This is a genomic window from Allobosea sp. NPDC055353 (genome assembly GCF_053644975.1).
In genome coordinates this window covers 2,735,673-2,758,646 of record NZ_JBSHMC010000001.1, presented here as the reverse complement: position 1 = coordinate 2,758,646, position 22,974 = coordinate 2,735,673, and the positions used below count along the sequence as shown (strand labels likewise).

Here is a 22,974-nt window from a genome sequence, read left to right as displayed (position 1 = left end):
AGCTGCGACCGTGACCTCCGTCATGATCCATCTCTGAAAGGCACCGCCTAAGGGAAGGGTGGTATCCTACTAGCGCCCCTTCGCCTTCAACCATTGATCGATGGTCGCGATTTCTTTTTCCTGGGCGGAGACGATCTCGTTGGCCAATGCCTTGACCTGGGAGTCTTTGCCGTTCGCAAGCACAACCTTCGCCATGTCGATCGCGCCTTGATGATGCGACCGCATCTGTTTCATGAAGTCGACGTCCGCGTCGCCGGAGAAGCTGGGCATCGTCTTAATCATTCCCATCATCGCGGCCTTGTAGCCTTTGGTCGCGGCGGAGTCGGAACTGTTCGGCTGCATCATCATCGGCATGTCCGTCCCCATTGGGGGCTTGGATGCCGGTTGAGCCCAGGCGCCGGCGGTTCCGCAGACGATGGCGAGCGAAGCAAGTGCAATGCGTCTCATGATCGGTATCCTCCGGTTGAGTATGTTCAGCGCGACGTTGCCATCACTCTGCAGCTCTCGGCGCATGCGCGACAGGCCTCGACGCATGCATCCATGTCGCCGATCCGCTCGCACTCGTTGGCGCAATCCTCACAGATGTCCGCGCATTCGGCGCAAAGATGCTTGTGGTGCCGCGAGCCGATGATCATCACGTGTGCGCTGGCCCTGCAGACTTCAGCGCAGGACATCATCAGTTGGATATGCGAGGGCTCGGCATGCTCACCGCCGAGTTCAAGGCAATGGCCGGTGCCCATGCCCAGACAGGTCTGATAGCAGCGAAGGCACGCGTCGATGCACGATTGCATCGCCGGATCGTGGTGGTGCATGGCGAACTCCTCGGCTGTCGGGAAGGCACAGAGGAGACGTTTCAGAATACAGGCCGGTTCCGGTCCGAAACAATTTGTAACAATCGGCCCGGGGCATTTGGCTCACAGAGCCATTGGCCCGATATGACCGGTGAACGGCAGACCACTTCCTTGGGCTGGAGACGACCGCGCTACCCCTTGTAGCTCGCTCAGGCGTTGTCCGGCCGGGGGGGTCACTCCTGCTTTCCGCGACTGTGGCCGTGGCCCCTGTGCATGAACAGATGCATCAGAGGACAGGCCAACAACAGCAGGTAGGGTAAAGCGCCCAACACGTGGCCCGTATGGCTCGCGAAGAGGTAGGTGCCAAGAGCCGCCAAGGCGAGCGTGCAGGCCCAACCCAAGGGCGTGTTGACGAGAACGGTCCGCCAAGTCTTTGGCGGCTCCGGAGCAGCATTCGGCGCGGTGTCCATGTCGAGCCCTCCTTGCGAAGCGTTTCGATCATGGTCCTTGGCCGGGAAGATTGCTTTGAGCGAGATCAAAGCGAGGGCTGGGCAGACCTCGTTCTGCCCAGCCAGGCGATTACAGCCGTACCGCCCGCAGGCGGATCGCGTTACCGATCACGCTGACCGACGACAGGGCCATCGCAGCCGCCGCGATGATCGGCGACAGCAGGATGCCGAAAATCGGGTAGAGCACGCCCGCAGCCACGGGCACGCCGAGTGCATTGTAGATGAAGGCGAAGAACAGGTTCTGGCGGATGTTGCGCATGACCGCCTGCGACAGCCGCCGCGCCCGGACGATCCCGGTCAGGTCGCCCTTCAACAGCGTCATGCCAGCACTCTCCATCGCCACATCGGTGCCGGTGCCCATGGCAATACCGACATCCGCCGCCGCGAGCGCCGGTGCATCGTTGACGCCGTCGCCCGCCATGGCGACGACCCGGCCGGCAGCCTTGTAGTGCTGGACGACGGCGCTCTTCTGGTCCGGTAGGACCTCGGCTTCCACCTCGTCGATTCCGAGCCGCTTGGCGACGGCCTTTGCGGTCGTCCAGTTGTCGCCGGTGAGCATGACGACCCGGATGCCCTCCGTCCTGAGACCGGCCAGTGCCGCGGGCGTCGAGCTCTTGACCGGGTCGGCGATGGCGATGGCGCCCGCCACCTTTCCGTCGATGCCGACGAAGATCGTCGTGGCGCCGTCTTCGCGCAGCCTGTCTGCCTGCTCGGCCAGAGGCGCGACCTCAACACCATGCTCGGCCAGGAAGGCTGCGTTGCCGAGCACGATGCGCCGGCCCTCGACGCTACCCAGCGCGCCCTTGCCGGTGGGGGAGTCGAATTCGGTGACCGGTGCGGTGGCGATCTCCTGCTTCTCCGCGGCAGCGACGATGGCCACCGCCAACGGGTGCTCGCTCAGCCGCTCGACGCTGGCCGACAGCCGCAGGACCTCCGCCTCTGTAAATCCTGGTGCAGGAACGATCGCAGTGACGGCCGGCTTGCCTTCGGTGAGAGTGCCGGTCTTGTCGACCACGAGGGTGTCGACCTTTTCCATGTGTTCCAGCGCCTCGGCGTTTTTGATCAGCACGCCCGCCTGGGCACCGCGGCCGACGCCAACCATGATCGACATTGGCGTTGCGAGGCCGAGCGCGCAGGGGCAGGCGATGATCAGCACCGCCACCGCCGCGACCAGACCGTAGGAGAGCCGTGGCTCGGGCCCCCAGAACGCCCAGGCGACGAAGGCGAGCAACGCCACGCCAATCACTGCGGGCACGAAATAGCCCGAGACCTGGTCGGCCAGCCGCTGGATCGGAGCCCGGCTTCGCTGGGCCTCCGCGACGAGCTGGACGATCCGGGACAGCATTGTGTCGTGCCCGACCTTCTGCGCCTCGATGACGAGGCCGCCGGACTGGTTCATCGTCCCGCCGATCGCCGCCGCACCGGCTTCCTTGGTGACCGGCATCGACTCGCCCGTGACCATCGACTCGTCGACCGCGCTGCGTCCCTCGACGACGACGCCGTCGACCGGGACCTTCTCGCCCGGCCGCACCCGCAGCCGGTCGCCGACCTGGACGGTATCGAGCTGGACCTCCTGCTCGGCGCCGTCGGGCATGATCCTGCGGGCCGTCTTGGGTGCGAGGTCGAGCAGGGCGCGTATGGCCCCGCTGGTGCTTTCCCGCGCCCGCAATTCGAGCACCTGCCCGAGCAGGACGAGCACCGTGATCACTGAGGCCGCTTCGAAGTAGACGGCGACCGAGCCGTCATGGCCGCGGAAGGCGGCCGGGAAGATGCCGGGCGCCAGGGTCGCCACCATGCTGTAGAGCCAGGCCACGCCCGTGCCCATGGCGATGAGCGTGAACATGTTGAGATTGCGCGAGACCAGCGATTGCCAGCCGCGCACGAAGAACGGCCACCCGGCCCAGAGCACGACTGGGGTCGCAAGCAGCATCTGGATCCAGTTCGAGGCCTGCTGGCCGACATAGTGGCCTAGGCCGGTCAGGTGCCCGCCCATTTCGAGTGCCACGACGGGCAGGGAGAGCGCGAGGCCGATCCAGAACCGGCGCGTCATGTCGACGAGTTCGTGGCTGGGGCCGGTCTCGGCGGTAGCGAGCACGGGTTCGAGCGCCATGCCGCAGATCGGACAGGAGCCCGGTCCGACCTGCCTGATCTGAGGATGCATCGGGCAGGTATAGATCGCGCCTTCGGCCACGGGCTCGGCGTTCCCAGCGGAGGACGGCTCGACGTATCGGGCGGGTTCGGCCGTGAATTTCGACCGGCAGCCGGAGGAGCAGAAGTAATACGGCCTGCCTTCGTGCTGCGCCCGGTGCGCGGTCGTGTGCGGGTCGACGAGCATGCCGCAGACCGGATCCTTCACCTTGCCGTCTTCCGCCGCGGCGTCATGGTGATGATGTCCTGGGTGGACGCTGTGATCATGGTGATGCTCATGGTTCCCGGTGGCTGGGGTCATGACGGTTCTCCGCGTGCGCCTCGATCACGGAAAGGCTGACGCTTCCCATCATGGGAAGGTCAAGCGCTGGTTGGCCGGTGCGGTCACGCTCTCGTCGAAGCCGTAACCGTGTTGGCTACTGAAGCTCTTGATCCGGATCAACATGCATTGCCAACAATCCGGCTTTCAGTCGAGCCTTTCGGTGCTGAGAGTGTACTCGGGGGTGCTAACCGTCCCATCTAATCACCGCTCGTCCGCGCGAGGTATCTGTCACCCGGTGCGCCACGCCATCCGCCTGGGCCTTTGGAACGAGCCAGTAAGCCGTTCAATGAAGTCTCCGAGCCGTGGTAATTGAGGGTTATGTAGGGGGGCTTGGCTAAACGCATGGACAAGGGTGCACACTTCCACCGTAGCGATTTTCAGGTGCATACGCCGCGCGACCTGCGGTGGACTGGGCCGAACGCGACAACCGACGATGAGCGCAATGTTTACGCGCGCAACCTAGTGGCCGCCTGCCGGGCGCGCGGACTGCAGGCCATTGCGATTACCGACCATCACTGCATGGCCTTCGTGCCTTGGATTCAGAAAGCAGCCCTGGAGGAGACCGGAGACGACGGCGCGTCCTTGGTTTCGTCTGACCGCTTGGTCGTCTTCCCCGGGATGGAACTCACCCTGGGCGTCCCCTGCCAGGCCATCCTGTTACTGGACGCCGACTTTCCACCGGATTTCTTCAACCAGATTCTGACTGCCCTGACCATCGACCAGGCGCCGCCGGAGGAGGCAAAGACGCGAGTGGTGAGCCAGCTCACGCACGTCCAGACCGTTAAGCAGCTCAAGGAAGAGCTGGACAAGCACAGCTGGCTTAGAGGGCGGTATACGGTGCTGCCCAATGTCTCCGGCGAGGGGCAGCATTCGTTGCTGCGCGTGGGCCAGCACGCCAAGTACGCGGAAATGCCATGGGTCGGCGGCTACTCCGACGGTGAGGTTTCGAAGCTGAAGGTCGGAACCGTCAACATCTTGGCCGGCAAGGAAAAGGCTTGGGGGAACAAGCGTATCGCGGTCATCCAGACCTCGGATACACGACGTTCGGACCACCAAACCCTCGGCGTACCCTCCACCTGGATCAAATGGGCCCGTCCCACGGCCGAGGCGCTGAGGCAGGCGTGCCTAGCACAGGAATCGCGAATCTCCCTCGAGGCGCCGCGAATTCCTGACACCTACATCGCTACAGTGTCAGTCACCAACTCCGCCTTCCTCGGCCCGGTCGATCTAGACTTGAACCGACAGTACAGCGCTCTGATCGGGGGAAGGGGCACTGGGAAGTCCACCCTTCTCGAATACATTCGCTGGGCGCTCTGCGACCAGCCGCCACCAGGCGACGAGGACGGGACACCCAACTACCAGGGGCGTCGACTCCGGCTCATCGACGGCACGCTGAAGGCGCTGAATGCGAGCGTGGAGGTCACCTATGTGCTCAACGGCGTGCCGCATGTCGTGCGCCGGGCAGCGCTCGACGGCGCGGTCCATCTGAAGATCGACGGTGGATCCTTCGCACCGTGCACCGAGGACGAGGTGCGTGCCCTCTTGCCGATCCAAGCCTACAGCCAGAAGCAACTGAGCGATGTCAGCGTGCGCGTGGAGGAGCTGACCCGGTTTATCACCGCGCCCATTAAGAGCGACCTGGATCGCATTGCGCGTAATGCGTCGGACAAAGCGAACCATGTGCGTGAGCTTTACACTACCCGCCAGCGGCATCGCGACCTCTCGCGGCAACTCGCGAGCCGCGAGTTCGAGCGGCGCTCGATTATGGTGCAGGCTGAGGCAGTCCGGGGCTCCTTGGCTGGACTGAGCGACGCGGACCGGGCCCTGCTTGCCGAGGAACCCCAATACAAAGCGGCGGCCAGCGCCGTGGCAGGTTGGCAGGCCGGAGCCGGAACGTTGGCCGAGAAGGCCAGCGAATTACTCCGGATCGCGGCCATGCAGAAGGCGGCATTGCAGCCCGCGCCGGAAATGCCGACGGCCTACAAGGACACGCTGGACGCCGTGCGCGAGGACTACGTTCGGATGCTAGAGACTGCGATGCAGGTGCTGGAGACCGTAGAGCAAACAGCCTCGGTTATCCGGACAGGCGAAGGCGCCGACGGAGTGTGGACCGCCTGGGAGATCGCCCGGCGTGGCTTCCAGTCGCGGTACGCCGAGGCATTGACCCGATCGTCGTCTCACAGCGAGAAGGTCGCACAGCTGGCCGGTCTCGAGAGTCGGTTGAGCGATTTGGACAACGACACTACACGCATCCGAGAAACGATCGCCACGCTCGCCTCGGCCGAGGCTGGCTACGCTCAAGCGCGGGATGAGTGGCTGGAAGCGCTGGGCAACCGCGATACACTGATCGACCAGGAGTGCGCGGCGTTGACGGCACGCTCCGGCGGGCTGATCCGGGTCCATGTTAGCCGGTACGCCAATGCGGAAGCATTCGTGGCTGCACTTCGCCAAATGCTCTCCGGCTCCCGTGTGCAAGGTGCTAGGATCGAGGCATTAGGGGCAGCGATCACCGGATTGCAGGACAGGGCGGACGCGTGGACCGGTGTTCTGGCCGAACTCGAGCGGCTGGCCGACTTTCGTTCTGAGCAAGTCCAAGGTGAGGCGCGGCCGGCGGCGCCTCTGCTTATCCGGTGCGGCCTAACCGCCAACGATCTTGACCGGATCGCAGACACGCTCCAACCGGAGGCTTGGCTCAACCTGTCCCTGACCCCCCTCGCATCGGTCCCAGTCTACGAGTTTCGGGCCCGGGAGGACGAGTACATCCCGTTCCGCAACGCGTCTGCCGGTCAACAGGCGACCGCGCTCTTAAAGACAATGCTTAACCAACCCGGGCCGCCATTGCTGATCGACCAGCCGGAGGAAGACCTGGACAATCCGGTGATGTTGGAGGTGGTCAATCAGATCTGGACGGCCAAGCGGATCCGTCAGGTCGTGTTCGCGAGCCACAACGCCAACCTCGTCGTCAACGGCGACGCCGAGTTGGTTGCGTGGTTCGACCATAGAACGACCGGGGATCAGTCTCGTGGGACAATACAGGGGGTCGGTGCGATCGACGTGGAGGAAGCGCGCGCGGCCATTAAGCGCATCATGGAGGGTGGTGAAGCGGCCTTCACCCTGCGGCGCGAGAAGTATGGCTTCTGAGGCGTCATACGATAGCCGTCTACGCAGTCCGGCGCTGATGGACCATAGCAATGGACGATAGATCCGTCGCCGGGTGGAGGACGGTCTGCTGCTTGCGCTTGGAATAGTGATCGACGAGTATCGCTGCTTGCGACCGCGACACGGTGGTGAAGCGGACGAGTTCTTCCATCATGTGCACGCTGCGATCGTAAAAGATGAGGCTTCATCCGCCCAGCTTCGTCGACATCGAGGTTGCGCAGCGCCGATGCGAATCAACTGTTGTGCTCGCTCTTTAACGCGGCGGCGTCCATCACTCGACGCAAGCCATCGACGAAGCCTGGAGGGGCCACTAAGATTGATCCCGAAACCTCATCCACGATCGAACCATCGTCACCTACAGACCAGAATCTCGACTGCATCCATTCGTCGCTAAGAAACTTAGTGATCGCTTCCAGTTGCACGACTTCGAGCTCTGGAGCGCTTGCCGGGGTGCGCGTCGTGGGGAAGAAAAGGCTATCGGGCGCCGCCGCAGACCCGCAGGTCGGTCCGGCGGCTACCGACAGGTTCTTGAATGCCGAACGCAGCTCATCATTTTCTCGCTCGAGGCGCTTGGACCGCTCAATAATCATCCTTATGGCGGTTCGAGATCCGAAATCTCGAATATCGTCAATCGCTCTGTCTATATTCGATTGAGGCTTGTAAGAAAGCTTGGCGATTGACGATCCAACGTCGTTCGCAAATGTTTCGATGAGTCTCCTGAACTTTGCGCCGCTTGCGTTCCTAATCGATTGACTTTTCGGACCGCCATATTTCTCACAGAACTTGCCGACCCTCGCGATCGAATAGTCAGGCACATTTGCCGCACGCATTTCTTGAAGTGCGCTCCACAGCCCGGTGAGCGTCTGACGGCTCCTTGCATGCGCCATTGCCTCGAGCATCCCCCGATACAGATCTGCAGCGGGCGACCTTTCAGAAGGGGAGATAAGTGGCTGATCATTCATCAATTTGCCCCTCAAGATCGATGTGCTTATGACGCGTGGCGGCTTCTTACATGCTGGTTGACCGAGAGGTCCTCGGAATACGATTTGATCCGACTTTATTCTGTACAAATTCCTCAGTTACATCATATGTTCGGATCGTCGTCTGTAGTAATTCGCAGTTTTGGACTGGGGCGCACAATGCTTTTTCCGCCTATTTCAGATATCTTCTCTGAGAACGCTTTTTCAGCGGCGATTCCGAGGCTGCGAAGCGTGTTCGTTCCGGCAATGAGCCGAGTGACATTCTCTCTTCCAAAATAGGAATATAGGAACTTAGAGAAAGCATTTCCGGCTTGAAAAGCTTCTTCCTCCGTCATTTCAAAAAATATCGGCTCAAACCCGTTCCGCTTAATCAATTGATCGAAGTGACGCATGCGATATACGTTGGGGGTTCTGGGATTGATTGAGTTAAAAAACACCGATGAGTGACATAATTTATCGAAAAGCTCAAATTCCCTCTCTCCACTGTTGTCAACCTCAAGAACATATTCGATATCATCGTAAGTCCCAACTGTTATTAGGAAATTCTTTCCGGGCGTTTCATTTGACTTCTGTTTACGGAGCAATTCAATGCATTGTTCTATCAAATTGTATGTCGCGTGCCACGTAAGGGCCAACTCGTCAACTTCTCGAGTCCGTTGATCTACAGTACTAGAGAGAATTTCAAGCCGATGATGATCAAAAAAGGGCTGCCCTTCCGCGACAGACCGCCTTCTTATGTAATCAAGCTTGTCGAATTCCGTTGTTGCGGCAGCGTAAGCTCGACTCGCTTCACGATATCTGAAGCCGACGTCATCGAAGTGAGCTTGTAGGCCGAGCAAGAAGCAGGGGCCGGTAATGAAAAAGCGACACCGAACGCAGTTCTGCGGCCCCCCCGGTACAGGATGGTGCTTCCTGCTAATGCTCCCTTCGACTAGCGGCCCGCCCTCGTGGCATCTGCCGCATCCCACGGGGCAAATGCCGTGATCCCTACGTGAAATGGAGGAATTTGAAGCTTGATTAAGAGCCTTGAAGCTAACGGTGTCGTTGTATGCGGCTACGTTCAGTAGTTCGTCATAAGATTTGCTTCTCAGCCAAGACTGCCAATTACCTTGTTCGTCTAACATCATTTGCGCGGACGCGCGATTCAAGACATCAGAAACATGCGATATTGAGAGCTTCTTATAGTAAATTGTCATAAATGCAGTCGCATGGCCCGCGACCTTCATCAAGATATCAATGGGCACTCCGGCTTCCGCCCATGCCGTGATCATGGTGACGCGCAAGGCGTGCAGATTGTAAACCGTTCCCGAGGGCTCCCCCACCTGGTTGCGGGTCACCAGTTGAATTCGCTCACCGCCGGGCGCTGTTTCGCCTTCCCTCGCGAGGCGATCTTCAAGTTCGCCGCAAAGCTTGTTCCAGAAGATGGTCAAGCGCGTATGCGTTACAGGGTGTTCGGGGTAACGAGAGCAAGGATCGCGGAAAAGGAAAGTTTCAGCTCCCTTTTCCCGAATGATATCGGTCGAAACCCCGTTTACGATTGCATCTTCACGTAGGTCTTCCCACCTTGTGGGCAGTTCAACAGGGTTATATTTTTCCTGCCAAGATCTCATCTTGTCGTAAAGCTTCAGTATCGATTGATTGTGCCAAGGTATAACGTGTCCTCTGTTCTCGGGCGATTTTCCCAAATCTCCAGTTTTATTTGTGTTGAAATACAATCCAGTGAAAATTTTCCCTGTGCGGTGATCATGAATTTTTCGCGCTAATCCCATGGGTCTGGCGTAGGGTGTTTTACCGGCGAGCCGATGTGAATTTGTAAGCCAGCGGTCATGCTCGGGGTCGTATCGCTCGGAATCTGCTTCTCCAGAGTTGCAGACTCGAACTTGGAACGTGCGCTCGGGCAGTTCGAGCTTCATCAAGATCGCGATCGCTCTGACGGGGGACCAAATAGTCGCCCATTCGCCGGTTGCCGGGTCCTTCCAGCGGAAAGTGTCAGATCCAAATTCGAACGCGGTTCTAGGCCAGGAGTAATCGTCGCTTTCGATAATCTCCTTTAGGCGCCGCACAAACCGTGTCGGCATGGCGTCGCGAACGGTTTCAGGCGGTTTCGTATTGCGGATGCGGGGCGCCGATATGGGGTTCCGAAAGCCCGGAAGCCGATATGGGTGCCCGTGGTCATCTTCAGAGACGCACTTCTTGTTTAAGACCCAGTCGATGAATTCTCTGACCGCGTGTGCTGTTGTGGACGGGAGCGCTGTGGAATTGAAAGGTGGGCTAATTTCGCGTCCAGATTGCAGGAATTCTAGAGGATTTCGAGGCACGTTAGGGTTGGAAGCAATATAGGTGAGGAACTGAGCGACGCCGCTTCTCCGCCGGAGCCGATCTCGCATTCCGACGCCCTCGAGCCACTCTTTACCCAGATCCCGCCATTCGGCTAAGTCAGGGTTGTCATCTATAATCCAATTGAAATCGAGGTTCGATTTTCGCCCAGATTTATTAAATGGACCATAGTCATTTGAGCTGAAAGTGACGTCGACCGAATTGAACTGACTTCTAATTGCGGTGGTAAGCTGCGTCGCTAGCGTCGTTCCTCCTTTTACATCTTTGAAAGATCCGTCAACTACCGATGGTGTTAAGTCGCCTATCTCTCTTATTCCTGTTATGGAAAAAACGACTAAAGCGAGCCTACGAAGAAGTACGTCTTTAAATTTAAACGTATTGACTTTCTGTAAGGTCTCAATAATTTCCTGAGGGTGTGGTTGTATAGTAGGTGCACCACGGAAGATTATTCCTCCGTGAAAGCGACCTAGATATTTTGTCGAATCGCGCGGAAAGGTGAGGCAATTATTAAGCCATAGGTCAACAAGAATATCGGCTATTCGTCCAATATTGGTATTTCCCGGTAAATGATAGCCGCTAACGACAATCTCATCCAGGGCGTTCGCAAAATCTGCCAGGCTTTCAATTTCTGCGAATCGAGTCAGGTACGGGCGTAGTTCAGGTGTCGCCGGGCTTCCTCTCCTTTTCTGATTTACAATCGAATTTGCAGATCTACGGGCGACTGACACGTCGAACGTAGGCGGTATAAGAAAAAGAGTTTCGCTTGTGTTGATTAGTAATTCTCTGCCCGTTAGCTCCGAGCGAATGGTTTTGTAACAATCAAGTGAGTAACTAGCCATAATTGAGGCCTCAATTGGGGAAAATCGCTAAATGCGAGTTCGTGTTGGGCTCAGAACGCTCCGGAAAAAGCAATTCGCTCGCTCTATCTAAGGTGTAGGTAATTTCCGAGATAGATAGCTGCGTGTAAACGTTCTGTGAGGCAGGCGATCGGTGGTGAAGGCAGAGTTGAACCGCTTTCTCATCAATGAGCCCTTGGCGTTTTGCCTCGGCGAGGCGCTGGCCGTACGCGTGCCTATGACCGTGCGGGGTTGTTCCATCCGCTTTTCGGGGGTGAATATCTAGTCGCCGGGCAGCTGCGGCATACTGTTGTGCGAATGCTTTTGCGGTCATTGGAAGGCCGCTTTCAGTAAGAAACAACCAAGGTTCAGGCGACGGTGGTCGAGTATACTCGATATACATTCTGAATAATTTTAGAAATAGTCGCCCGTAATCGGTAGGAAACCAGTAAACTGGCATAAACAGTCCGTTTGGATTTACGTGGTTATTTTTCCAACCGGTTCTTTTTCCTACTTGATCGAGAGGGGTCCGGCCGTGATGGATCTTCAGATAAGCTTCTCTATTGATCTTTCTTGGGCCAAGTAGTGGGTCTTCAACATCCATCATCCCATCGCTGGGGTGAAATACGCGAACGTGTGCTATAGAGTTGTCATTAGGGTCCTCAAAAATATCCTCAACAAAAATATGAAAAGGCTCGCTCACGCGAAGTCCGCCTCCATGCATCAATAGCGTGATCAACATGTCCCGAAGGTTTTGGCGGAGGTGCGGTTTTGCCGATGCAGCCCTGCCGGGACGAATGAAGCCATCATACAGGAATTTTGGGAACAGCTTTTCTGGGAACGCTGGAGGAGGGGTATCCACTCTTGATGGCCGTGAGGTCGGAAAAGCATTCCTCCGAGCTGATTGTACACTATTGATGTCAGGGTTTGTCTTAAGGTGCTTTAGCAGACTATTTGCAGATGCCCGATTCCAGCGGCGCAAAAAGGCCATTTCCTCGGCATAGCTCGCTTTGCGCCAGGGATTTAGGGATGTGGCATCTGCCTTAAGGACGAGCCAATCCGAAAACTCCAGCGCGGCGGCCAAAAGCTTGCGCACGTTGTCTGTGGAGCGTGGCACCCACCAGAGGCCGGTAGGGTCGTGTCCTGCGGCTATGGTTCCATGTTTCAGGGCGTGGGCGAACCCATTGAAAAACTGCGGGCGTTGCTCAACGTCGCGGTAAAGATTTCCGCGGGCTGCTAAAAAGTCGATGAGTTGCCCGATCGCTCTTGCGTAAACCTCTTCCGAAGCCAGCGAGAAGTTTCGTTCTCGAAAGTATTCCAACAGGGGGCGAAAGGGCTCTCGTTGCAGAATCAAAAGAACGGTCAGCCGGTCAGACCGGGCTGCGTCTCGAGCGGTTACGGTCAGGTGATCCAAGCCGTTTAAGCTATGCATTTCAGCGCCCCTCCGGGCCAACGGGGTCGTGGCTTGGACGTACACAGGCTGGTTGAACGCCCAACTTAGCATGCGCGAACCGTGCGGGCGGCTGCGCAACCCTGACCAGCTGCGCCGCCCGCACTGGCGGCAGTGAAACCCAGGCATACTCGAAGCCCATCCCGTCGGCTCCTGCCACTCGAGTAGGTAACTTCACTGGTAAATATCAACGTAACACATCCGCATGAGATGTCACGATGTGTGTCGGATCATCGGAAAGCGCGACACGTCGGCGGCGTTTCAGTTACAGAGTGGACTGGTAAGAATTCAACCGCGCCCAGCTCGACGCCTTCCTGCCCGTCATGGAAGACGGCACGATCACGCTGATCGGGGCGACCACCGAGAACCCGTCCTTCGCGCTCAATGCGGCGCTGCTGTCGCGGGCGCGGGTGCTGACCTTCAAGTCGCTGGACGAGGGCTCGCTGCTCTTCCTGCTCGGTCGGGCCGAGGTACTCGAGGGCCGGGAACTGCCCCTGACGCCGGAGGCGCGGTTGGCGCTGGCGCGCTTCGCCGATGGCGACGGGCGCGCCGTGCTGACGCTGGCCGAGGAAATCTGGCGGGCGGCCAAGCCCGGCGAGATACTCGACGAGCATGGCCTGTCCGAAGTGATCCAGCGCCGCGCGCCGATCTACGACAAGGCGCAGGACGGCCACTACAACCTGATCTCCGCCCTGCACAAGACGATCCGCGGTTCCGATCCCGACGCGGCGCTCTATTATTTCGCGCGCATGCTCGATGCCGGCGAGGACCCGCGTTTCCTGGCACGGCGGCTGGTGCGTATGGCGGTCGAGGATATCGGGCTCGCCGATCCGCAGGCGCTGATCCATGCGCGCGCGGCGGCGCAGACCTATGAGCAGCTTGGCACACCCGAGGGCGAGCTCGCGCTGGCCAATTGCGTGATCTATCTGGCGACCGCGCCGAAATCGAACGCGGCCTATAACGCCTACAAGGCGGCAGTGCGGGTGGCGAAGGAGCGCGGCTCCCTGACGCCGCCCAAGACCATCCTCAACGCGCCGACCAAGCTGATGCGCGAAGAGGGCTACGGCGCCAACTACGCCTATGATCACGATCAGCCCGATGCCTTCTCCGGGCAGAACTACTGGCCGGATGCACTGGGCAGACAGCGCTTCTACGATCCGCCGGAGCGCGGCTTCGAGCGCGAGATTCGCAAGCGGCTGGAATATTGGGAACGGCTGCGGCAGGAGCGGGGAGAATAGGGATGCAATTGCTGGCGCGCCTGCTCCTGATCGTGCCTTCGATTATCGCGGGCTGGTTCGTCCCGAAGGACGATGTCTCCTATTGGGTCGTGGCCTTCGTGATCGCGCTGGTCTTCATCGTGCTGACCATCGCTTTCGAGCTCTACGTGCATCCCTGGCTCAGACAGCGCCGCCAGCGGTGAGCGGCGCTCAGCTACGGCAGTTGAACGGCAGGAAGGTGCTGGACATGCCGCTGTTCATCGCCATGACGACGAGCCGGTTGGCAAGCTCGAGTTCTTCCTTGCTGCGGGCGCAGACCTCGGCACGGGCCTGGCAGTTCGAGGCGAGGAAGGCGTCGTGGCTGGCGAGGAAATCCGGGCCGAGGCCTTTCTTGCCGAGGCGCGCCAGCGACTGGTCATAGGCCTTCCGGTAGCGATTGCATTTTTCCGTCGGCCAGTCGGTGCCCGTGCTGCCGCTCTGCTGGGCGAAGGCGGCCGCGCTGCCGAGGATGACCATGGCGGCAAGCAGCCCTGCACTGCCGATCCGAAGCTGAAGACGCATCCTTGCCATTCCCATCGTTCCCGCCGGGCCCATTCATGACGCCGGTCTTCCTGCCCGGCCGCACCGAGCCGTGCAATTGCGGCGGATTTCGTTTGTGCAAGGCGATCGTGCGCTCTATTCCACAACGATGATCTCCACCGCTTTTGTTTTTGTAGGCGCCGGCATCGGCGGCGCCCTGCGCCACGGCATCAATGTCGTCTCGCCGCGCTGGTTCGGCATGGGCTTTCCCTACGGGACCATGGCGATCAACATCCTCGGCTCGGCCTTGATGGGGCTCGTCGCCGGCTGGTTCGCCTTCCGTGCCGGCGAGGGCGTACCGCAGGAGCTGCGGCTCTTCCTCGCCACCGGCGTGCTCGGCGGCTTCACGACCTTCTCGGCCTTCTCGCTCGATGCCGTCCTGCTCTGGGAGCGGGGCGAGGCGATGCTGGCGGCCACCTACGTGATCGGCTCGGTCGTGCTGTCGCTGGCGGCGCTGGTCGGTGGCCTCGCGATGATGCGGAGCATGTCATGAAGACGGGCGGCAAAGGCCCCGGTGGCAAGGGCCCCGGAAACAAGGGCGCCGGCGGCGCCTCGCGCGGCGGCAAGTCGCCATCCGCGGGGGCTCCGCGCGGCAAGCGGCCGAGCCATGACGCGCGGCGTCGCGCAGCGGCGCGTCCGGCCGGCGGCGAGGAGCGCGTGCAGCGCGCTCCGCGACCGCGGCCGGTGGAAGAGGCCCCCAAGCCGACCCGCGCCCAGGTCAAGGCAGAGACCTCCGAGGTGCTCTCGACCGGCGTGCAGCAGCTGGTGGTGACCCCGGACGAGAACGAGATGCGGATCGACCGCTTCCTCGAGGCGCGTTTCCCGCAGCTCTCCTTCAGCCATATCCAGCGCATCGTCCGGAAGGGGGAGCTGCGCGTCAACGGCAAGCGCGCCGACAGCAAGGACCGGCTCGAAGAAGGCCAGACGGTGCGCATCCCGCCGCTCAAGCTCGAGCCGCAGGAACAGCGCCCGCGCTCGCTCAAGGCCGATACCGACACGGTCGAATTCCTGCGTTCGATCACGCTCTACGAGGATGACGACGTCATCGTCCTCAACAAGCCGGCCGGCCTTGCCGTGCAGGGCGGCTCGGGCACGACGCGGCATGTTGACCAGATGCTTGAGGTGCTCACCGACAAGAGCGGCCAGAAGCCCCGCCTCGTCCACCGGCTCGACAAGGACACCGCCGGCTGCCTCGTCATCGCCAAGTCGCGCTTCGCGGCGGCGACGCTGGCCAAGACCTTCCGCTCGCGCTCGGCCCGCAAGGTCTACTGGGCGCTGGTCGTTGCCGTGCCGCGCGTGCGGCAAGGCCGGATCTCGACCTATCTCGCCCGCGAGGAAGCCTATGACGGCGACCAGCGCATGGCTGTCGCCAAGCATGGCGAGGACGGCGCGATGCACGCCGTGACCTATTACGCGGTGGTCGAGACGGCGGCGCAGAAGCTGGCCTGGCTCTCGCTGAAACCGGTGACCGGGCGCACTCACCAGCTGCGCGCCCATGCCGCCCATATCGGCCATCCGATCATCGGCGATCCCAAATATTTCAACATCCAGAACTGGGAATTGCCCGGCGGCATCCAGAACAAGCTGCACCTGCTGGCGCGGCGGATCGTGCTGCCGCATCCACGCGGCAAGGGCACGATCGATGTGAGCGCGCCGCTGCCGCCGCATATGCGCCAGAGCTGGAACCTGCTCGGCTTCGACGACGCGCCCTACGATCCGATCGTCGAGGCGCCGGACGAGTGAGGCCTCTCCCTCGCCTTCTCCCTTGGCGGTGACTCCCTTCGCGGTGACTTCCTTGGCGGTGACGAAACGTAAGAGAACAGTTGCGGAACAAAGCGCTTTCTGTTCTAACTATGTTCTCGTCATCGGAGGGCTGACCATGCGTTCGGTTTTGATCGTTTCCAGCTTTGTTCTCGGTCTTGCGGGAGCCGCCCAGGCGCAGACCACCGCGCCGGCAAACGCACCCGCGCCGGCTGCCGTTGCCGCGTCGGCGAATGAGCCGATCCCGCGCGCCGAGCGGGCGAAGGCCCGGCAGGATTGCGTGTCCGAGAATATCGCGCTCGCCGGCGCGGATTTGCGCGCGGCGATGCGCATCTGCATGCAGGGCAAGTTCCCGGGCATACAGCTCTATGCCCATGATGGTCTTACGCGCGACGGCAAGCCGACGGCGGTGGCGGCGCGGGCCGCCTGCAAGGAAGAGGTCGACGGCCGCAAGCTGCAGGGCCCGGAACGCATCGCGGCATTGACCGCCTGCTTCAACGGCAAGCGGCCGGATCTTGCCCAGCGCTCCGAATGCCGCAAGGAGGCGCGTGCCAAGGGGCTCGACGGTGCCGATCTGCGCAAGGCGGTCGATGCCTGCGCCCGCGAAGCCAGGGGCTGAACCGTTCGCGCGCGGAATGATGCCATGACGGGCTTGCAGTGGATTGCCTCGGCAATCCGGGATAAAGCCCCGGCATGGATCTCATCATCTTCGATCTCGACGGCACGCTGATCAATTCCGAGGCGATCATCCTCGGCGCACAATACGAGACTTTCAGGCGCTGCGGACGGGTTCATCCCGGACGTGAAGCTGGTCTCGGCATCGTCGGGCTGACGCTCGACATCGCGATGGCGCGGCTTGCCGGGCTGGCCGAGCCGGACGATGTGCTGACCGAGACCTATCGCCAGGTCTTCAGCACGATGCGTGTGCAGGCCGAGAGCGATCCGTCGCTGGACGAGCCGCTCTTCGCGGGTGTCGCCGAGACGCTGGTCGAACTGAAGCGCCATGGCGGGTTGAAGCTCGGCATCGCCACCGGAAAGTCGCGCAAAGGCGCCGAGTTCATCGTCGCCCGGCATGGCTGGCAGGGCCTGTTCGATACGGTGCAGTCGGCCGACGATGCTCCCTCGAAGCCGCATCCCGGCATGATCCAGCGGGCGATGGCGGAGACCGGAGCGGCGCCGGAGCGCACCGCGATGGTCGGCGACAGCTCCTTCGACATCGAGATGGCGGTTGCCGCCGGTGTCGTGCCTGTCGCCGTGTCCTGGGGGTTCCAGCCGGTCGAGAGCCTCGTCGCGCTCGGCGCCCGGCATGTATTGCGCGCGTTCCCGGAGCTGCCGGCGGCGCTGGGATTGCCGAAGGCCGTGGCGGCGTAGGACGCTGCGAAAACGGTCCGATGATTCTTCTATGCGCGCCCTTGTCATTCCGGGGCGCGCCAGCGGCGCGACCCGGAACCCACGACCGGGTGAAACATGCAGGTGTTCGGCTGCGAGCGGTGCGCCCAGTCGTGGGTTCCAGGTTCTTCGCTGCGCGAAGCCCCGGAATGACAAGGGTGGTTTCGCGTCGGAGCGATTGATCGCCTGGCCGGGCTGCCCCAGGAAGTGCCTTTATCCCTTCGGATCTTGCCCGTGCTCGCCTGAATGACCTCAGGCGGCGGCGCTCATCCGGCGCCCTTGCCGCAGTGCGGGCTGAAAGCCGGAGTTCGAGGCGTCCGCGCTCACCGCAGTAACACCCTCGCAACCAAGTCGACTCAGTTCCGTTTAACCTGAATATCCGTTCAGGTTTGCGCGTTAACCACCTGATGCGGGGAGCGGGTTCATGGTGTTCCCACAGCAGGAACGTACCGGCACAAAACAACGCCGGACAGGGGTTCGAACATGATGGGTCATGAGCTTCGTGAATTCGTCGATCGCGTGATGGATCGTCGCGCGATCGACGAAGAAGACGTCAAGATGCTTCAGCGCAACATCTTGGATGATGTCGTCGTCACGCGAGATATCGTCGATGTTCTGGTCGCGCTCGACCGGGCCGTGCCGCAAAGCTGCAAGGCCTATGCAGATTACCTCCTGGCGTTGGTCGTCGACTTCGCCGTCTGGGAAAACCGCCCCACCGGCGTGATCGACCGTGACAAGGCGCATTGGCTGGTGACGACGCTCTCCGCCGGCGAGGGGCCGACCGCCACCGCCCAGCGCATCGCCAACGAGATCGCCCGCGAAGCCGAGCATTGCGACGAGACGCTGCTCGCCTTCGCCTTCGCCAAGGGCGCGGCGAAGGATGTGGTTCGCTTCGGCATCGGTGCCGCGCCGCGCGTCCTGCTTGCAAGCTGAACCCGGCGCCATTCTCCGGCTTGGCTCGAGAGTCCTGGACGGGAGAAAGTAAGCGCTTCTTGCGAGAGATGCCCGGGGCAGGCCCGGGCATGACGGCGGCGGCTGGACGCTTCCTTCACAAGGGCAGGATGCCGGGTCTGCGCATCCGTGCACAACGATCTGGCGGGCGGCCGACTTTCGCATCGGTGGACGGCAGTTGCGGCGTCCCATACACCCCGGCTATTGCAATCTGGTCTGAAGCTGGGGTGGTCCGCGCATGTTCTCGAAGATCCTGATCGCGAACCGCGGCGAGATCGCCTGCCGTGTCATCAAGACGGCCCGGCGCATGGGCATCAAGACGGTCGCCGTCTATTCCGATGCGGATCGCGACGCGCTGCATGTCGAGATGGCCGACGAGGCCGTGCATATCGGCGCCGCCCCCGCCGCTCAGTCCTATCTGCTGATCGACAAGATCATCGACGCCTGCAAGGCAACCGGGGCGCAGGCCGTGCATCCCGGCTACGGCTTCCTGTCCGAGCGCGAGGCCTTCGCCCAGGCGCTGAAGGATAACGGCATCGTCTTCATCGGCCCCAATCCCGGCGCCATTGCCGCGATGGGCGACAAGATCGAATCGAAGAAGGCGGCTGCGGCGGCCAAGGTTTCGACGGTTCCCGGGTTCCTCGGCATCATCGAGAGCCCCGAGCACGCCGTGACTATCGCCGACGAGATCGGCTATCCCGTGATGATCAAGGCCTCGGCCGGCGGCGGCGGCAAGGGCATGCGCATCGCGCATTCTTCGGGCGAGGTCGCGGAAGGTTTTGCCCGCGCCAAGTCGGAAGCGGCGTCCTCCTTCGGCGACGATCGCGTCTTTGTCGAGAAGTTCATCGTCGATCCCCGCCATATCGAAATCCAGGTTCTCGGCGACAAGCACGGCAACGTCATCTATCTCGGCGAGCGCGAATGCTCGATCCAGCGCCGCAACCAGAAGGTTCTGGAGGAGGCGCCGTCGCCGCTGCTCGACGAGGCGACCCGCCGGAAGATGGGCGAACAGGCGGTGGCGCTGGCCAAGGCCGTGAATTACGACTCGGCCGGCACGGTCGAGTTCGTCGCCGGCCAGGACAAGTCCTTCTATTTCCTGGAGATGAACACCCGCCTCCAGGTCGAGCACCCGGTGACCGAGATGATCACCGGCATCGATCTGGTCGAGCAGATGATCCGTGTGGCCTATGGCGAAAAGCTCGCGATCACCCAGGCTGACGTGAAGCTCGACGGCTGGGCGGTCGAGAGCCGCGTCTATGCCGAGGACCCGACGCGCAACTTCCTGCCCTCGACCGGCAGGCTCGTGACCTACCGCCCGCCGAGCGAGGGGCCGGACGGCGAAGCCGTGGTCCGTAACGATACCGGCGTCTTCGAGGGCGGCGAGATCTCGATCTATTACGACCCGATGATCGCGAAGCTCGTGACGCATGCGCCGACGCGCGAGGCCGCGATCAAGGCGCAGGCGCGGGCGCTCGATGCTTTCGCCATCGATGGCATCCGCCACAACATCCCCTTCGTCGCGGCGGTGATGCAGCACCCGCGCTGGATCGCCGGCAATCTCTCGACTGGCTTCATCGCCGAGGAGTTTCCCGAGGGCTTCTCGTTGCCGGTGCCCCAAGGCGATACCGCGCAACGCATGGCCGCGATCGCGATCGCCTGCGATCACCGCATGAACCAGCGCAAGCGCCATGTCTCGGCGCAGATGGAAGGCTGGCGCAAGGTCTCCTTCGACCGTTTGCGGATCGTTCAGCTCGGGGCAGAGCGCTTCGAGGGCGAGGTGACGGAGCAGGGCGGGGCGGTCGCCATCGCCTTTGCCGGCCGCAACGTCAGCGTCGTCAGCGACTGGGTTCCGGGCGAGCCGGTCTGGCATGGCACGCTCGACGGCGTGAAGGTCGCGGCCCAGGTCCGTCCTATCCTGAACGGCGTCGCGCTCGGCCATGCCGGCGCCTATGCCAACGCCCATGTCTATACGCAGCGCGAGGCGGAGCTGGCCGCGCTGATGCCGGAGAAGGTCGCGGCCGATACCGGCAAGTTCCTGCTCTGTCCGATGCCGGGGCTGGTCAAGGCGATCTCGGTCACGGTCGGGCAGGAGGTCAAGGCTGGCGAGCCGCTCGCCATGGTCGAGGCGATGAAGATGGAAAACGTGCTGCGCGCCGAGAAGGACGTCACCATCGCCAAGATCCTGGCGAAGGAAGGCGACTCGCTCGCGGTCGATGCCGTGATCATGGAATTCGCCTGAGCGGATGGGCATGACGCGGCTCTGCCGTCATGGTCGGGCTTGTCCCGACCAGCCACGTCTTCGCTGGTTAAAGTCATGTTCAAGACGTGGATGCTCGCCACAAGGGCGAGCATGACAGTCCGGAGGGGTTTATGTTGACGATCTGGGGCCGGTTGAGCTCGATCAACGTCCAGAAGGTGGTCTGGGCAGCCGGCGAGGCCGGACAGGCCTTCGAGCGCATCGATGTTGGCGGGCCGTTCGGTGGGCTGGATACGTCCGAATTCGCTGCGATGAACCCGAACCGACAAATCCCGGTGCTGCGCGACGGCGAGCTCGTCCTCTGGGAATCGAGCAGCATCCTGCGCTATCTCGCCGCCCGTTATGCCGTGGGCGTGCTCTGGGACGAGGATCCGGCCCAGCGCGCGCTGGCCGATCGCTGGGTGGACTGGATGCAGTCCGAGCTCCAGCCGGCCCTGGCGCCGGTGCTCTGGGGCGTCGTGCGCAAGGTGCTACCCTTCACCGATCCGAAGGCGATCGCCGATGGCGTCGCACGGGCCGAAGCGCTGATGGCGATCCTCGAGGCGCAACTGGCGGATCGTCCCTTCCTCGCAGGCGAACGCTTCGGCATGGCCGATATCGCCGTCGGCTGCGGCACGCATCGCTGGCTCAACATGCCGGTCGAGCGGACCGCAAGGCCGGCGGTGCAGCGCTGGTACGAGGCGCTCTTCGCGCGGCAGGCCGCGCAGGCCGCGTTGCCGTTGCCGATTACGTGAAGGCAGCGCGACGGCGCTTGATCCCGGCGCCGCCGCTGGCATGATGGCGGCATGAACGTTTTCCGGATGGTCCTGCTCCTGTGCAGCATCGCTGCCGCGCCGGCGGTTGCACAGACTTCGCCGACGCTGCGGACAGATCTCGCCGCGCTTTCCGGCTGCCTGCGTGACAGCAACGCCTCGCCTTCGATGTGCGTCGGCTCGGTGGCGGTGGCCTGCGTGCGCGCCGCCAGCAACGATCCGCGGGGCGCTGAAGCCGCCTGCGCCCGGCGCGAGGAAGCGGCGTGGCGCGAGCGCCTGACGCTCGCCTTGCAGGTGACGGGGCGGGGGCTCGATGCCGGCCAGCGCAGCCGGCTCGCGGCGCTGCAACTGGCCTGGGAAAGCTATGTCACGCAGAAATGCGCCTTCTACGGCGCGACCCAGCGGGAGGCGCTGCAAGCCGGAAGGCAGGCAGGCTGCGAATTGCGGGAGGTCGCCGGCAGGGCGATCGAGCTTGCGAAAGCCCTGCCGCGGGCCGGCGGCCGACGCCCGCAAGCGCCGCCTCGGATCATCCGCTGAAGCGCTGCCTGCCGCTTGCGCCGGGGTGACGGCGGCGGAGACCATCATGCCGATATCCTCGAATGGCGATCGCGGCTAAAGCGAGCGCAGTCGTTGCCCCGCCTCATCCTAGCGAGCCCCGATGTTCTTCGTTCTGTCCAAGGTCGTCTGGTTCGTCCTGTCGCCGGTCAACCTTGCCATCCTGCTCGCGGGGCTCTCAGCGCTGCTGGCCTTCACGCGCTTCGCGCGGCCCGCGCGCTGGATCGGGCTGGTCTCCCTGATCGCGCTCGGCCTGATGGCTTTCAGCCCGCTGCCGCGCATCGTGCTCAGGCCGCTGGAGGACCGGTTTCCGCAGCAGGATGCCCGCAAGGGGCCGGTGACCGGGATCGTCGTGCTGGGCGGCGCGATCGGCGTCGCGCGGGGCGATACCGTGATGAATTCCTCGGCGGCGCGCATGACCAAGGCGGTCGAGCTGGCGCGGCTGCATCCGCAGGCGAAGATCGTCTTTACCGGCGGGGCTGCTAACCTGATCTCGGAAGCGAAGGTGACCGAAGCCGCTGGCGCGAAGCTGCTGTTCGAGGGGCTGGGGCTCGATCCTGCCCGGCTCATTCTGGAAGACAAGTCGCGCAACACGCGCGAGAACGCCGCCTTTACCCGAAAACTCGTCGATCCGAAGCCCGGCGAGCGCTGGCTTCTGGTGACGTCGGCCTGGCACATGCCGCGCTCGATCGGCGTCTTCCGCAAGGCCGGGTTCGCGGTCGAGGCCTTCCCGGTCGACTTCTGGTCGAGCGGCGAGCCCGGCGATTTCGTCCGGCCCTATAGTCGCGCCCCGCGCGCGCTCGAGATCGCCGATAATGGCTTCAAGGAATGGGTCGGGCTCCTGGCCTATCGGCTCGCAGGCTATACGGACGAGCTCTTTCCGGGGCCTTGAGCCACGCCAATCGTCTTGCTTGGAAAACACGGGTCATCCCGGACGCAGCGGAGCGAAGATCCGGGATCCATGCCTGAAGCTTGATCGGA

General features: G+C 62.1%; 19 protein-coding genes and 1 pseudogene. 12 read left to right on the top strand and 8 right to left on the bottom strand.

The genetic code is table 11. The features are described 5' to 3' along the window. Positions 1 to 69 precede the first annotated feature (69 nt). The 4 genes from ACWIEX_RS12765 to ACWIEX_RS12750 all read right to left on the bottom strand — a co-directional run bounded on the left by ACWIEX_RS12765 (position 70) and on the right by ACWIEX_RS12750 (position 3,749). Positions 70 to 447: a DUF305 domain-containing protein gene (locus ACWIEX_RS12765; protein WP_454033359.1), complete on the bottom strand. Its 378-nt coding sequence runs from the start codon at positions 445 to 447 to the stop codon at positions 70 to 72. Between the two features lie 26 nt (positions 448 to 473). Then, positions 474 to 812 (bottom strand): four-helix bundle copper-binding protein, encoded by a 339-nt coding sequence (locus ACWIEX_RS12760; RefSeq protein ID WP_454033358.1) that lies wholly within the window; start codon positions 810 to 812, stop codon positions 474 to 476. 212 nt (positions 813 to 1,024) lie between these two features. Beyond that, on the bottom strand, positions 1,025 to 1,261 hold the full coding sequence (locus ACWIEX_RS12755; RefSeq protein WP_454033357.1) for a DUF2933 domain-containing protein: 237 nt from the start codon (positions 1,259 to 1,261) through the stop codon (positions 1,025 to 1,027). A gap of 109 nt (positions 1,262 to 1,370) precedes the next feature. Beyond that, positions 1,371 to 3,749, bottom strand: a complete 2,379-nt coding sequence (locus ACWIEX_RS12750) for a heavy metal translocating P-type ATPase (RefSeq protein ID WP_454033356.1) — start codon at positions 3,747 to 3,749, stop codon at positions 1,371 to 1,373. Positions 3,750 to 4,112: 363 nt separating this feature from the next. Between ACWIEX_RS12750 and ACWIEX_RS12745 the strand changes: the two genes are divergently transcribed. After that, on the top strand, positions 4,113 to 6,911 hold the full coding sequence (locus ACWIEX_RS12745; RefSeq protein WP_454033355.1) for a TrlF family AAA-like ATPase: 2,799 nt from the start codon (positions 4,113 to 4,115) through the stop codon (positions 6,909 to 6,911). Between the two features lie 251 nt (positions 6,912 to 7,162). Here ACWIEX_RS12745 and gmtX read toward each other — a convergent pair whose 3' ends face one another. From gmtX to gmtY, 3 genes are all read right to left on the bottom strand, one after another. Beyond that, entirely contained in the window at positions 7,163 to 7,891 is a 729-nt protein-coding gene (gmtX, locus tag ACWIEX_RS12740; protein ID WP_454033354.1) for a gamma-mobile-trio protein GmtX, read from the bottom strand. Positions 7,892 to 8,013: 122 nt separating this feature from the next. Then, the gene (gmtZ, locus tag ACWIEX_RS12735; protein ID WP_454033353.1) at positions 8,014 to 11,085 is read right to left on the bottom strand and encodes a gamma-mobile-trio integrase GmtZ; all 3,072 of its coding nucleotides are present in this window, start codon (positions 11,083 to 11,085) and stop codon (positions 8,014 to 8,016) included. A gap of 10 nt (positions 11,086 to 11,095) precedes the next feature. Continuing rightward, positions 11,096 to 12,514, bottom strand: coding sequence for a gamma-mobile-trio recombinase GmtY (gene gmtY / locus ACWIEX_RS12730; protein WP_454033352.1), 1,419 nt, complete (start codon positions 12,512 to 12,514; stop codon positions 11,096 to 11,098). Positions 12,515 to 12,819: 305 nt separating this feature from the next. On the opposite strand from gmtY, the pseudogene ACWIEX_RS12725 reads away from it, so the two are divergent. Further along, positions 12,820 to 13,770, top strand: a pseudogene (locus ACWIEX_RS12725) (replication-associated recombination protein A); the annotation flags it as partial. A gap of 2 nt (positions 13,771 to 13,772) precedes the next feature. Next, entirely contained in the window at positions 13,773 to 13,952 is a 180-nt protein-coding gene (locus tag ACWIEX_RS12720) for a hypothetical protein (protein WP_454033351.1), read from the top strand. A gap of 7 nt (positions 13,953 to 13,959) precedes the next feature. Here ACWIEX_RS12720 and ACWIEX_RS12715 read toward each other — a convergent pair whose 3' ends face one another. Next, positions 13,960 to 14,310, bottom strand: a complete 351-nt coding sequence (locus ACWIEX_RS12715; RefSeq protein ID WP_454033350.1) for a hypothetical protein — start codon at positions 14,308 to 14,310, stop codon at positions 13,960 to 13,962. Positions 14,311 to 14,404: 94 nt separating this feature from the next. On the opposite strand from ACWIEX_RS12715, the gene crcB reads away from it, so the two are divergent. The 9 genes from crcB (at position 14,405) to ACWIEX_RS12670 (ending at position 22,885) form a co-directional block, all read left to right on the top strand. Continuing rightward, complete coding sequence (gene crcB / locus ACWIEX_RS12710; RefSeq protein ID WP_454033349.1) at positions 14,405 to 14,821, top strand: fluoride efflux transporter CrcB; 417 nt, start codon at positions 14,405 to 14,407, stop codon at positions 14,819 to 14,821. Further along, positions 14,818 to 16,071 (top strand): RluA family pseudouridine synthase, encoded by a 1,254-nt coding sequence (locus tag ACWIEX_RS12705; protein ID WP_454033348.1) that lies wholly within the window; start codon positions 14,818 to 14,820, stop codon positions 16,069 to 16,071. The genes crcB and ACWIEX_RS12705 overlap by 4 nt, the downstream gene beginning before the upstream one ends. Positions 16,072 to 16,207: 136 nt before the next feature. After that, positions 16,208 to 16,708 carry a hypothetical protein gene (locus ACWIEX_RS12700; RefSeq protein WP_454033347.1) on the top strand — a complete coding sequence of 167 codons (501 nt, stop codon included), beginning with the start codon at positions 16,208 to 16,210 and terminating at the stop codon, positions 16,706 to 16,708. A 74-nt stretch (positions 16,709 to 16,782) separates the two neighbouring features. Continuing rightward, the gene (locus tag ACWIEX_RS12695) at positions 16,783 to 17,460 is read left to right on the top strand and encodes an HAD-IA family hydrolase (RefSeq protein WP_454033346.1); all 678 of its coding nucleotides are present in this window, start codon (positions 16,783 to 16,785) and stop codon (positions 17,458 to 17,460) included. 501 nt (positions 17,461 to 17,961) lie between these two features. Further along, positions 17,962 to 18,411: a hypothetical protein gene (locus tag ACWIEX_RS12690; protein WP_454033345.1), complete on the top strand. Its 450-nt coding sequence runs from the start codon at positions 17,962 to 17,964 to the stop codon at positions 18,409 to 18,411. A gap of 256 nt (positions 18,412 to 18,667) precedes the next feature. Next, positions 18,668 to 20,668, top strand: a complete 2,001-nt coding sequence (locus ACWIEX_RS12685; protein ID WP_454033344.1) for an acetyl-CoA carboxylase biotin carboxylase subunit — start codon at positions 18,668 to 18,670, stop codon at positions 20,666 to 20,668. 131 nt (positions 20,669 to 20,799) lie between these two features. After that, a complete protein-coding gene (locus ACWIEX_RS12680) occupies positions 20,800 to 21,420 on the top strand; it encodes a glutathione S-transferase family protein (protein ID WP_454033343.1) in 621 nt (206 codons plus the stop codon). A 51-nt stretch (positions 21,421 to 21,471) separates the two neighbouring features. Continuing rightward, positions 21,472 to 21,975 carry a lysozyme inhibitor LprI family protein gene (locus ACWIEX_RS12675; RefSeq protein ID WP_454033342.1) on the top strand — a complete coding sequence of 168 codons (504 nt, stop codon included), beginning with the start codon at positions 21,472 to 21,474 and terminating at the stop codon, positions 21,973 to 21,975. A gap of 121 nt (positions 21,976 to 22,096) precedes the next feature. Then, positions 22,097 to 22,885 (top strand): YdcF family protein, encoded by a 789-nt coding sequence (locus ACWIEX_RS12670; RefSeq protein ID WP_454033341.1) that lies wholly within the window; start codon positions 22,097 to 22,099, stop codon positions 22,883 to 22,885. The last annotated feature ends 89 nt before the right edge of the window (positions 22,886 to 22,974 follow it).